Below are 12381 nucleotides of genomic sequence, written 5' to 3' on the forward strand. Positions count from 1 at the left end.
AACGGGAGCGCCAGCGCAGCGTGCGCGGGCACCGCAGATCCGCGTCCGCGACGGGTGAAGAGGGCATGCTCGTCCATGCTCGGGACGACGGCGTCTGGCCTTGGCTTGACCTGGGTCAAGGCACATGAGCCTGCGCCGCCCAACCATCGCAATGGACTGATTGCGATGGCGCGATGGAACGAATCGATCCGAAAGCGAACCGGCGCGCGCACATGCGGCTGGTCCTGGCGATGGCACTGGCGCAGGTCGCCTGGTCAGGCCTTGCCGGCGCGCTTCCCGTTCCCGCCACGTTGCGTGACTTCCATCTGTCGGGCACCCAGGTCGGCGATGCACATGCCGATGCCTTCCAGTCGCCGCAGCAGTGTGCGGCCTGCCATGCGCAGACCGGCAGCAGTGCCGAACCCTTGGCAAGCTGGAAAGGCAGCCTGATGGCGAACGGCGGCCGCGATCCGCTGTTCTTCGCCCAGCTCGCCACGGCCAACCAGGATGTCGCCAACGTCGGCTACTTCTGCCTGCGCTGCCACGTGCCGATGGCGGTGGTCAGCGGCCATGCCGAAGTGGCGGATGGCAGCACCCTCGACGCGCGCGACCGCGAAGGCGTGGACTGCCATTTCTGTCATGCCATGGTCGATCCGCGCTATCAGCCAGGCGCCAGTCCGCCCCGCGACCTCGCGGTCCTGGATGCGCTGGATTCAGTCCCCGCGCATACCGGCAATGCCATGTTCGTGCTCGATCCGGATGGCGTGCGCCGCGGTCCGCGCACCGATGCCGAACCGTCTCACGAACTTCTGGTTTCGCCGTACCACCGCAGCAGCGCGCTGTGCGGCACCTGCCATGACGTCGGCAATGTCGCCGTTTCGCGCCAGGCCGACGGCAGCTATCGCTACAACGCGCTCGATACGCCGCCGGAAAGCGAGGATCTGGCCAGTCACTTTCCGCTCGAGCGCACCTTCAGCGAATGGAAGCTGTCCGCATTCGCCGCCGGCGGCGTCGACATGGCCGGTCGCTTCGGTGGCGAGGGCGGCGGCATCGTATCGACCTGCCAGGATTGCCATATGCCGGTTCGCGAAGGCCGCGCCTGCCGCTTCGGGCCTACCCGCACGGATCTGCGCAGCCACGATTTCGCCGGCGCGTCGTCGTGGGTGCTCGACATCATCGGCCGCTACTACGCCGACGACCCCGCGGTCGATCAGGACGCCCTCGCGGTCGGCATGGCCGCGGCGAACGACATGCTCGGCCGCGCGGCCACGCTCGAGCTGCAGCAGGACCCGGGCGGCATGTTGCGCGCGCGCGTCATCAACGAAACCGGCCACAAGCTGCCGACCGGTCATATCGAGGGCCGGCGGGCCTGGGTCCAGGTGCGCCTGCTCGATGCCGCGGGCCAGCTTCTGCGCGAGTACGGCGGCTACGATGCGATGACTGCCGAACTCGACGAATCCGGCACGGTGGTCTACGAGATGGCCGTCGGCTTGTCCGACGCCGCCGCGGCGGCGACCGGACTGGCGCCGGGACGGACCACGCACATGGCACTGGCCGATACCATCGTCAAGGACACGCGCATCCCGCCACGTGGGTTCCACAACGCCGCCTACGCCGCCGCGGGAGCGCCCGCCGTCGGACGCGCCTATGCCGACGGACAATACTGGGACGACCCACGATTCTGGATTCCCGTCAGTGCCGCCCGCGCGGAGGTGAGCGTCCTCTACCAGACCGTGACCCGGCATTACATCGAGGCGCTGCGCGAAACCAATCAATCCGATCACTGGGGACAGACCCTGCACGATCTCTGGGACGACAGCGGTCGCGCGGCGCCGATCGCGATGGCCTCCTCGGTGCTCGCGCTCGATGTTTTCACGCGTGGCGACTTCGATGGTGACGGCGACGTCGACACGCTCGATGCGCAACGCTTCGGCGCGTGCCTGGCCGGCACGACGGATTCCGCTCTCTGTGGTGCCGGGGATTTCAACGGCGACGGCCAGATCGACTGCAGCGATGCGACCGCCCTGGTCGCCGCATGGTCCGGCCCGCAACCGGCGCCGATCTTCGACGCCTGTGGCGGAACCCCGATCCGCTTCATTCCGACCCTGACGCCGCAACTGCTGGCGGCCTTGACCCTGCTGCTGGTCGCGATGGCGGGATTACGGCTCCGCCGACGCTGAGCGCCGCTCCGGCGACGCGCAGGCAGGCGTCGCCCAACTGATTGATTGGATGCTGAAAAGGTGGCATCCATGACGACTTTGCTACTTGATAAGACCCTGCTTAAGCAACGGTTCTCGCCCTGCGCGTGGGCCGGATCCGCGAAATTTGACCTGGATCAGTGTACGCGGAGGCCCGCGTCGATCAGACTCGGCTGTCCACCCGTCCACTGGAGCCTTGATGACGCGTCCCGGCAGTTTTGATCACGACCAACTTCTGATGTGTGCCCGCGGCGACTTGTTCGGCCCGGGCAATGCACGCCTGCCGGCCCCGCCGATGCTGATGTTCGACCGCATCACCCGGGTCGAGGCGGACGCAGGACAATACGGCAAGGGCCTGCTTTGCGCCGAGCTGGATATTCGACCCGACCTGTGGTTCTTCGACTGCCATTTCATCGGCGATCCGGTCATGCCGGGCTGTCTCGGCCTCGATGCCATGTGGCAGCTGGCGGGCTTCTACCTGCCCTGGCTAGGCGAGCCGGGCCGCGGCCGCGCGCTCGGTGTCGGCGAGGTCAGGTTCAGCGGCCAGGTGTTGCCGGATGCGCGACAGGTCCGTTACGAGATCCACGTGCGCCGGGTCATGCGCGGCAAGCTGGTGATGGTCATCGCCGATGGCCAGACCTTCGTCGATGACCGCGAAATCTATGTCGCCAAGGATCTTCGCGTCGGCATGTTCCAGTCGACGGAGGGCTTCTGACATGCGCCGCGTGGTCGTGACCGGGGTCGGCATCGTGTCGTGCCTGGGCAACGCCGTCGACCAGGTCGCGCAGGCCCTGCGCGACGGGATCAGCGGCATTCGCGTGGCGCCCGAACACGGTGAGCGCGGACTGCGTAGCCAGATCGCCGGCATTCCGCAACTGGACCTGGTCGCCGCGATCGATCGCAAGCTCAAGCGCTTCATGGGCGATGCGGCGGCGTATGCGTATGTCGCCACGCGCGATGCGATCGCCGACGCCGGCCTGGCCATCGAACAGGTCTGCCATCCGCGCACCGGCGTCATCGCCGGATCGGGTGGCGGATCGGCGCAGTGGCAGATCGATACCGGCGACCTGTTGCGCGAAAAGGGTGTGCGCCGGATCGGCCCCTACATGGTGCCGCGCACGATGTGCTCGACGGTCTCCGCCACCCTGGCGACCGCCTTCGGCATTCTCGGGCTCAGCTACTCGATCGCCGCGGCGTGTGCGACTTCGGCGCATTGCATCGGCGCGGCCGCCGACCTCATTCGCCACGGCGCCCAGGATGTGATGTTCGCCGGTGGCGGCGACGAGGTGCACTGGGGCATGAGCGCGCAGTTCGACGCCATGGGCGCGTTGTCGAGCCGGTCCAACCACGCACCGCAGGCCGCTTCGCGTCCCTACGACATCGACCGCGATGGCTTCGTCATCGCCGGCGGCGCAGGCATGCTCGTGCTCGAGGACTACGAGCACGCCCGCGCAAGGGGCGCCACGATCCACGCCGAACTGCTCGGCTATGGGGTCACCTCCGACGGTGCCGACATGGTCGCCCCGAGTGGAGAAGGCGCCGTGCGCTGCATGCGCATGGCACTTCAGGGGCTCAGCGGGCCGGTCGATTACCTCAACACGCACGGCACCTCGACCCCGCTCGGCGACATCATCGAACTTCAGGCCGTGCGCGAGGCGTTCGGCGCCGAGGTGCCGGCGCTGTCCTCGACCAAGGCACTGAGCGGGCATTCGCTCGGCGCCGCCAGCGTGCATGAAGCCATCTACAGCCTGCTCATGCTCGACCGGGGATTCATCGCCGGCTCGGCGAACATCGACAATCTCGACCCGCGCGCGGCCGGTTTCCCGATCGTGCGCGAGAGCCGGGATGCCCGGCTCTCGACCGTGATGTCGAACAGTTTCGGTTTCGGCGGGACCAATGCGAGCCTGGTCTTCGGGCGCGTCTGAGCGGTGCGGTCCACGGCCGGCCTGGCCGCGGCCCTCATGGCGCCGCAGCGCGACCGCGCGAGGCGCTCAGCCGTGATATGCGTTCCTGCAGATACTCGAAATAGCGGTCGATGTAGCTGATCCCGTTCTCGTGATCGATCAGGTAGGGATTCATCAGGGTGTGGCGCAGGATCAGCAGCCGGTCGTCGCCATCGTCGGCGCCTTCGAGGGTGGCGGCATCGAGACCGAGCGCGCCGAGGATGCGCTGCATCTCGGCCGCGCCGAGCGCCTCGGGGCGCAGCGTGGTCACCGAACCGAAGAACTGCTTCAACTGCAGCGGCTGACCGGGGTCGGCGCGCATCTCGTCGTGCAGGCTGCGCACGAAGGCGTTGGCCTCGGCGACCTCACGGTTGCCGCGCGGATTGAGGGCCAGGCAGACCAGGTTGCTGTCGGCCGCGAACGGCACCAGGGCGGCGACGCAGGCCTGCATCTGCCCGGCAAACACCATGGCGCGCCGATGGAAGGCCTCGGCAGCCAGTATGGTCTGCCGCGTCAACTGTCCGAAATGCCGGTGATCCAGCGGCAGCACGCGATGGGTAACGAAGACGGCCGCCGCGTTCGCGCCCGATTTGGAGCCTTCCGGAATGAACTGGCCGAGGCTGCGGTAGCGCTCGAGGTAGCCTTTCGGTGCGCTGCCGTGGAACACGTAGTCGGCCTCCTCGGCAAGCAGCGCGGTGACGCGATGGTCGCGGCAGAGGAAGGCGCCGGTGCCGAACGGCAGGTAGCCCAGCTTGTGCGGATCGATCGTCACCGAGTCGGTGTCGCCCAGCGCGGCGATCGCCGAATAAACCTCGGCCGCCGGAAACGCCTGATAGTCGGCGGCCACCTCGTCGCGGCTGCGCAGGCTGCCGTCCTCGTTGCGCAGTACAGTCGCCAGGTAACCACCCCAGGCGGCATCCACGTGCAGCGAATGCCCGAGCCCGGCCGTGCTGGCGCGCTCGCGGACCTCGAGCATGCGATCGATCGGATCGACGGTGCCGTACTCGGTGGTGCCGAGCACGCCGACCGTCATCAGCACCGGCTGGCGATCGCGCCGGCAGCGGTCGAGCATCGCCTCGAGTGCGTCGGTATCCAGCCGCATGCCGCGCTCGGGCAACAGCTGCAGGTGGGCGCGGCCGAGACCGAGCAGCTTGAGCCCCTTGCTCCACGAATAGTGCGCGGTCACCGGAGCCAGCACGAGCGGCACGCGCAGCTCCGCATGGCGGGCCAGGAACCCGGCCAGGCCGAGGTGTTCGATGCGCGCCGACTGCACGCGCTGGCGCCAATGCCGGCGCTGCGCCGGCGATTGCGCGGCCAGCCAGGATTGGTAGCGGTCGAGCAGCGCGGTCGCCGCATGCGGGTGCAGGTTGAAGGCGCACCAGTCGTCCTCGGGCAATTCGAGATCGGGAACGCCGGCGTCGCGCAACGCGACCGGGAAGGCCTTCAGGGCGAGGGCCAGGCGCAGGGCCTGGTAGTTGGCGACGGTGCCGCCCGAGGTCAGATGGCCAAACGCGCAGTCAGGCTGTGCGGGATCATGCCGGTAGCCGATCATTCGCGCCAGTTGCAGGCCGACCTGCACTTCCATGTCGACGGTCACCGGCGCGGCATCTTCGCTGACGTTGTTCGGGTTGTACGGCAGGGTCAGGATCTGCGCGACCAGCCCGGGCAGCAGCAGGTCCGAGACCATGTGGCCGAGATAGCGCGGACTGTGGAACGGCACCGATTTCTTCAGCGCCGCGGAAAGCTGGTGCAGTTCGCGTCGCATGCGCGATTCGAAGGCGAGGTAGTCGGGATGGCGCGATGCTTCGGTCGAGATCGCCGGCGGATCCTCGGGATGAAAGTTGCGCCGCCAGTACACATGATCGCGCAGAAATTCGACGACCAGCCGCTCGAGCAGGGCGTCGTTCTCGCCGTAGGGACCGAGGAAACAGGCGTCGATGCGATGGCGGTCGGCGCCGGCCACTGCGCCCGGGTGTTCGTTGATCATTGAGCGATTCCGTTGGGTGCGGCGGAACCCCGGTTCCGCCCTGCGGGCAAGCCGGTCGATGCCTGCCGATTGCACGGTGCAGTGTGATCGGCGCCGCTGCAGTGGTCCTTGATCCAGATCAGGCAACGCCGAGGCCGGACAACCTTTTGCTCCGTTGCGCCTGGACCGATTGCCACGCGCCAACTGGCCCTACACATCCGCGCCAGCGCTGCGCAAGCTGTTCGCTGGCTTCCCGCGGCTGCGCCCTCCATTGGCGAACTCCGGCCCGCGCGGTGGCCCTGCATTCGGCTGCAACCCTGTCCTTGCGCGGAGGTTCCCATGCAACTGGCAATTCGCTGCTTCGTATTCCTGTTCCTGCTGGCCGCTGTGCCGGCCCATGCCGCGACGGTTTTCTCGGACGATTTCCAGGACGGAAACTTGCAATGGCTGGACCATCGGCGGAACCGGGGCCAGCGCAGTTCAGGAATCAAAGGGATCAGAGCCATAGATCCCTGGCGGACCCGCACAAATAAATGTGCTCTGACCACTTTGGGAGGATCTGATCCTAGGCCACTTGCGCCGGGGAAATCGATGTCGTCTCGACGACCACATGCACGAGCTCTTCATGGACGGCCAATTGATTCCGGAAATCGTCGGCACTCAAGCGACTGTGCGTGACCAGGCTCAACACGCAGGAGAATTTGCCCTTGCCGACTCGCCAGACGTGCAAATCGGTGATGATCGCTGACGGGTCGCATCCGGCAACGACGTCGCGCACCTCCTCGACCACCGGTGCGTCCATCTCGGCATCGAGCAGAACCTTGCCGGTATCGCGAAGGAGGCCGATGGCCCAGACGGTAACCAGGATCGCGCCGATGATACCCATGACCGGATCCAGCCATCGAGCACCCCAGAGCATGCCGGCAGCGAGAGCGATGATCGCGAATACCGATGTGGCGGCGTCGGCCAGAACGTGCAGGTAGGCGGAGCGCAGGTTCAGGTCGTGGTGATGCGAGTGCGCGTGATCATGGTGATGACCGGATCCAGGACCATGATCGTGATGGCCGCGCAGCAACCAGGCGCAAATCAGATTGATCGCGAGACCGATTGCCGCCAGCACGATCGCTTGCGAGTAATGGATCGGTAGCGGGGTGATCAGTCGTTCAATCGACTGGAAAGCCATCAGTCCAGCCACACAAAGCAGGAGAATGGCGCTTGTGTAGCCCGCAAGTATCTCGATCTTCCAGGTACCGAAGGCGAAGCGTCGATCCTTTGCGTAACGGCGTGCACACGAATAGGCGAAGGCGGACAGACCCAGGGCAAGGGCATGCGAACTCATGTGCCAGCCGTCGGCAAGCAGCGCCATGGAGTTGTATAGCCATCCGCCGCCGATCTCGACGACCATCATGGCAATCGTGAGCCACATGGCGCGGCTCGTATTGCGTTCGGCCAACGGATTGCCTTCATCGAAGGCATGGGAGTGCATGCGTGTGGCAGCGATGTCCTGAAGTGTCAACATGGGGCAACTCATGAGAATATACCCCCATAGGGTATATCAAGGATTCACCCATGTCGCACATTGTCCGCAATCAATCGAAGTTGCTGGCACGCACTCGCCGCATTGGCGGACAGGTCGCCGCCATCGAGAAGGCGCTGGCCGAAGGCGCGGAATGCGCTGCGATACTTACTCAGGTCGCCGCTGTGCGCGGGGCCGTTCAAGGATTGCTGCTTGAATTGATGAGCGAGCATTTGCAGGAGCACGTAGCGGACGAGAGTCGCCGCGATCTCCGCAAGAAAGAAATCGACACGGTGATGTCCCTGTTCCGCTCGTACATGAAATAGGCGGAGGTCGCACCACCCGCCATCGCCAATGCGCGACGTGGATTGGCGCACTGCAACGATGCACTCGAGAGGCGTGCCGCTGCCTCGGGGTCATCCCGGGTTCTGCGGGACGACTCGTCAGGCCAGAACCGCGCTGGCACGGAGCCGCAGCAGGCTGGCATTGCTGGTCATGGTCGAACTCTGTTTGCAGCGCCCAGCTTGCGAGGTCGGACGACGGCCTCATAGGTCCAGATTCTCGCGAACATTGGGACCCGATGTCGGAAGGATTCCGCCCCTGGCGCATCTTCCCCGGCCCGAGAACAGTAGCGAGTCAACGAGGCAATTCTTTCTCCCGCTGGCGGGAGAGGCCTCTGAATTGGACAATTGCCGGGCCGGTGGATTGAGATTATTGCGAAACTGTCCTTCGACTTCGCTGCGCTGCGCTCAGGACGAACGGGGCGCTTTGCAACTTTTTCATGGCCCCAATCCATAGGATGGGTGACTGGACCCGAAGCGGAACTCGCATGTCTCCATCGACTACTCCCCTGGCCGGACTCAAGGTGATCGAGCTGGCGCGCATCCTGGCCGGGCCGTGGATCGGCCAGACCCTGGCCGATCTCGGCGCCGACGTGATCAAGGTCGAAGCGCCGGACGGCGATGACACGCGACGCTGGGGTCCGCCGTTCGTGCGCGATGCCGACGGCAAGGAACGCGACGCCGCCTATTTCCTCTGCTGCAATCGCGGCAAGCGCTCGGTCACGGCCGACCTGCGCAGCGAGCAAGGCGTCGACTTCGTGCGCGGGCTGGCGGCCGGCGCCGACGTATTTATCGAGAACTTTCGCGTCGGTACGCTGGCCCGCTTCGGACTCGACCACGCGAGCCTGGCGGCGATCAATCCGCGCCTGGTCTATTGCTCGGTGACCGGCTTCGGCCAGGACGGGCCCTATGCGCATCGCGCCGGTTACGACGCGATGATCCAGGCCATGGGTGGCCTCATGAGCATCACCGGCGAGACCGACGGTCCGCCGCAGAAGGTCGGCGTCGCCATCGGCGATCTGTGCGCCGGACTGTATGGCGTGATCGCGATCCAGGCCGCGCTGGCCCAGCGCGAGCGCACGGGCCGCGGCCAGCACGTCGATATCGCCCTGCTCGACACGATGGTGGCGATGCTGGCCAACCAGAATCTCAACTACCTCGTCTCGGGAACGGCGCCGGGGCGGCTCGGCAACGCGCATCCGAACATCGTCCCGTACCAGGTGTTCGCGGTGCGCGACGGCGAGATCATGCTCGCGGTCGGCAGCAACGCCCAGTTCGCGGCCTTGTGCAGCGAGCTGGATCTGGCCGGACTGGCCAGCGATCCGCGCTTCGTGAGCAACGCGGCGCGCGTCGAAAACCGCGCAGTCCTGGTGGCCCTGCTCGCCGAGGCCCTGGCCGACCGTGAGCGCGAAGGCCTGCTCGGCGCACTCGAACAGCGCGGCGTACCGGCCGGGCCGATCAACACGATCGATCAGGTCTTCGGCGACCCGCAGGTTCGCCATCGCGGTTTGCAGCTGAACCTGCAGGAAGGCCGCGCCGAGGGCGGCCACGTCCCGGGCGTGCGCACGCCGATCCGGTTTTCCGACGCGACCCTGGCACTGCAGCGCCCTGCGCCCCGGCTCGGCGAACACACCGCGGAGGTCGAGGCCGAACTCGCGGCTGGGAAAGGCGCGCGCTGATTCGACCGCAAGAAAGGACTCGGTGCTTCGCGCACGGCAGGCGGAGAGAAGGAAGCGTACGGCACAGGAACGCCCTGAACCCCGTTGGGTCTCCCGCAGGGGGGGAGGGAAAGCATGAACCGCGGAACCTGACGACGCGGATGGCGTCACGGCCCTCGCTGCTTCCGCATGTGGGCGACTGAACGGCAGGACAGCCGTTTTGTGCAGTGATTCAAGAGAACCACCCTCATCCCCCTGCGGGGACTTCTCCCGCCAGCGGGAGAAGAAATTGTTTCGTGGGGCTCAGCGCGTTTGCGGGAGCCATCGATGGCGCGTCGCGGCTGGCCGATCGCAGCGCACTGCGGCGATAGGGATCATTTCGCGAACAACTGGCCGATGTCGCGGAAGGCCTTGAACTCGAGGGCGTTGCCGCTCGGATCGCGCAGGAACATCGTGGCCTGTTCGCCGACCTGGCCGGCGAAGCGGATGCCCGGCTCGATCACGAAGCGGGTGCCGGAGGCTTGCAGCCGCGCGGCGAGCGCGTGCCAGTCGTCCCAGGCGAGGACCACGCCGAAGTGCGGCACCGGCACGTCGTGATGATCGACCTCGGTCTGCCCGGCATCCGGATTGGCCCGGCCATCGACCTGGTGCACAACCAACTGGTGGCCGAAGAAATCGAAATCGATCCACTGTTGCGAGCTGCGCCCCTCCGCGCAGCCGAAGACCTCAGCATAAAAATGCCGTGCGGCGGCAAGGTCATGGACCGGGATGGCGAGATGGAAGGGCTGGAGGGAGGGCATGCGTGGATTCCGGAGCTCGGCGGCGTGTTCGCGCGATTGGAGCACAGGCGTATCCGGAATGACCACCGGCCCGCGCGCTGCCCCGGGCGGGATGGCGAACGGGGCGGCTTCGCTCGGCGCCGGCATCGGGTACGCGCCCGCCTGTTTTCTGTGCGGCCGCCGTAGGCTATGGTCGGAACAAGGCCGGACCACGACGTCGGGCCACCCACCGGGGGACACGCATTGGACAAGCCATTCGGCAGCAACGTCAGCTCGGCACTGGCCCAGGCGGACTTCGTCAATGTCGCCAGCGCCGCGTTCGACCGCGGACAGACCGTACCGCAGATGCTGATCGACGCCTGCCGGCGCCATGGCGAGCGTCCGGCGGCGACCCATCTCGACTGCACGCTGCGCTACGCCGATATCGAGCGACAGAGCGCCGATTTCGCCGCATGGCTGCGCCATGGCATCGGCCTTGAGGCCGGTGACCGCGTCGCCATCATGCTGCCGAACCTGCTGCAATATCCGGTCGCCCTGCTCGGCGTGCTGCGCGCGGACCTGGTCGCGGTGCTGGCCAACCCGCTGTACACGCCGCGCGAACTGCGCCACCAGCTCGCCGACTCGGGCGCCAGGGCCCTGCTCGTGCTCGACAACTTCGGCGCGGTCGCGGCCGAGGCCGTGCAGGGCACGGCGGTCGAGCACGTCGTGACGACCCGTGTCGGCGACATGCTGACGTGGCCGAAATCGATGATCGTCGACTTCACGCTCAAGCACGTGAAGAAGCTGATACCGCCGTTCCGGATTCCGGGTTCGGTGCGCTGGCCGAAGGCGCTGGCCGAAGGCGCGCGGCTGCCGCGGGTCGAGGCGAGGGCCGGGCCGGACGATACCGTGCAGCTGCAGTACACCAGCGCGACGACCGGCGTGGCCAAGGGCGCCGTGCTCGCCCATCGCGCCGTGATCGCCAACGTGGCCTCGGCCGAGCAGTGCTTCGGGCGTACCCTCGATCCCGCGCGCGATACCGTGATGATCTGCCTGCCGATCTATCACATCGCCGCCTACAGCAACCTGATCTTCAACATGGCGCACGGCTTCCATACCGTGCTGATCAGCAATCCGCGCGACATCCCCGTGCTCGTCGCGACGTTTGCAAAGACCCGACCGGCGTTCTTCTCCGGGGTCAACACCCTGTACGACGCGATCCTCAATTTTCCTGCCTTCGCCGCCCTGGACTTCTCCAACCTGAAACTCTGCCTGCAGGGCGGCACCGCCTTGCGCCGGGCTACGGCCGAACGCTGGAAAACGGTCACCGGCTGCCCGGTCATCGAAGGCTACGGGCTTTCGGAAACCAGTGCCGCGATCACCTACAACCGGCCCGACGGGACGAATCCGGTCGGCTCGATCGGAATGGCGCTCGGCGAGGTCGAGATCAGCCTGCGCGACGAGAACGGCGAGGTCGTAGGCGCCGACGAGACCGGTGAACTGTGCGCACGCGGGCCGCACATGACCCGCGGCTACTGGAACCAGCCCGAGGAAACGGCCAAGGCCTTCTTCGACGGCGGCTGGTTCCGCACCGGTGACATCGCGCGGGTCGACGAGCAGGGCTACTACTACATCCTCGACCGGCGCAAGGACATGATCCTGGTCTCCGGCTTCAACGTCTATCCGAACGAGATCGAGGACGTGGTCGCGATGCTGCCCGGCGTGCTCGAGGCGGCGGCGGTCGGCATTGCCGATGACAAGTGCGGAGAGGCCGTGCGCCTCGTCGTCGTGCGCAGCGACCCGACCCTGAGCGAGGAAGCGCTGCGCGCGCATTGCCGCAAGAACCTGGCCGGCTACAAGCAGCCGCGGGTGATCGAGTTCCGCGACAGCCTGCCGAAGTCGGCGGTCGGCAAGATCCTGCGCCGCGAACTGCGCTGAGCGGCAAAGACCGGGCGCGACGTTGTAGGAGCGGGTTCAGCCGCGATGCGTTTGGTGATGGTGTAGAGGAGCATCGCGCCTGAA

The 12381-nt window shown here is 66.6% G+C and carries 9 protein-coding genes; 6 read left to right on the forward strand and 3 right to left on the reverse strand.

Going from position 1 to position 12381, the window contains the following annotated elements; translation table 11 throughout:
- Positions 1-173 precede the first annotated feature (173 nt).
- The 3 genes from BM125_RS18355 to fabB all read left to right on the forward strand — a co-directional run bounded on the left by BM125_RS18355 (position 174) and on the right by fabB (position 4102).
- A complete protein-coding gene (locus tag BM125_RS18355) occupies positions 174-2159 on the forward strand; it encodes a dockerin type I domain-containing protein (RefSeq protein ID WP_092410706.1) in 1986 nt (661 codons plus the stop codon).
- Between the two features lie 217 nt (positions 2160-2376).
- The gene (fabA, locus tag BM125_RS18360; protein ID WP_092410708.1) at positions 2377-2892 is read left to right on the forward strand and encodes a 3-hydroxyacyl-[acyl-carrier-protein] dehydratase FabA; all 516 of its coding nucleotides are present in this window, start codon (positions 2377-2379) and stop codon (positions 2890-2892) included.
- A 1-nt stretch (position 2893) separates the two neighbouring features.
- Positions 2894-4102, forward strand: coding sequence for a beta-ketoacyl-ACP synthase I (gene fabB, locus BM125_RS18365; RefSeq protein ID WP_092410710.1), 1209 nt, complete (start codon positions 2894-2896; stop codon positions 4100-4102).
- A 34-nt stretch (positions 4103-4136) separates the two neighbouring features.
- Here fabB and BM125_RS18370 read toward each other — a convergent pair whose 3' ends face one another.
- Entirely contained in the window at positions 4137-6107 is a 1971-nt protein-coding gene (locus BM125_RS18370) for a pyridoxal phosphate-dependent decarboxylase family protein (RefSeq protein ID WP_092410712.1), read from the reverse strand.
- 544 nt (positions 6108-6651) lie between these two features.
- The gene (dmeF, locus tag BM125_RS18375) at positions 6652-7602 is read right to left on the reverse strand and encodes a CDF family Co(II)/Ni(II) efflux transporter DmeF (RefSeq protein ID WP_281243968.1); all 951 of its coding nucleotides are present in this window, start codon (positions 7600-7602) and stop codon (positions 6652-6654) included.
- A 53-nt stretch (positions 7603-7655) separates the two neighbouring features.
- Here dmeF and BM125_RS18380 point away from each other — a divergent pair, with 53 nt between their 5' ends.
- Both BM125_RS18380 and BM125_RS18385 read left to right on the forward strand, forming a co-directional pair.
- Positions 7656-7928: a metal/formaldehyde-sensitive transcriptional repressor gene (locus BM125_RS18380; protein WP_092410716.1), complete on the forward strand. Its 273-nt coding sequence runs from the start codon at positions 7656-7658 to the stop codon at positions 7926-7928.
- Between the two features lie 503 nt (positions 7929-8431).
- Positions 8432-9622 carry a CaiB/BaiF CoA transferase family protein gene (locus tag BM125_RS18385; protein WP_092410718.1) on the forward strand — a complete coding sequence of 397 codons (1191 nt, stop codon included), beginning with the start codon at positions 8432-8434 and terminating at the stop codon, positions 9620-9622.
- Positions 9623-9975: 353 nt separating this feature from the next.
- Here BM125_RS18385 and BM125_RS18390 read toward each other — a convergent pair whose 3' ends face one another.
- Positions 9976-10401, reverse strand: a complete 426-nt coding sequence (locus tag BM125_RS18390; protein ID WP_092410724.1) for a VOC family protein — start codon at positions 10399-10401, stop codon at positions 9976-9978.
- Positions 10402-10623: 222 nt separating this feature from the next.
- Here BM125_RS18390 and BM125_RS18395 point away from each other — a divergent pair, with 222 nt between their 5' ends.
- The gene (locus tag BM125_RS18395) at positions 10624-12297 is read left to right on the forward strand and encodes an AMP-binding protein (RefSeq protein WP_175498193.1); all 1674 of its coding nucleotides are present in this window, start codon (positions 10624-10626) and stop codon (positions 12295-12297) included.
- Positions 12298-12381 lie beyond the last annotated feature (84 nt).

Origin of the sequence: Dokdonella immobilis (genome assembly GCF_900115085.1) — a bacterium.
Taxonomy (GTDB): Bacteria; Pseudomonadota; Gammaproteobacteria; order Xanthomonadales; family Rhodanobacteraceae; genus Dokdonella; species Dokdonella immobilis.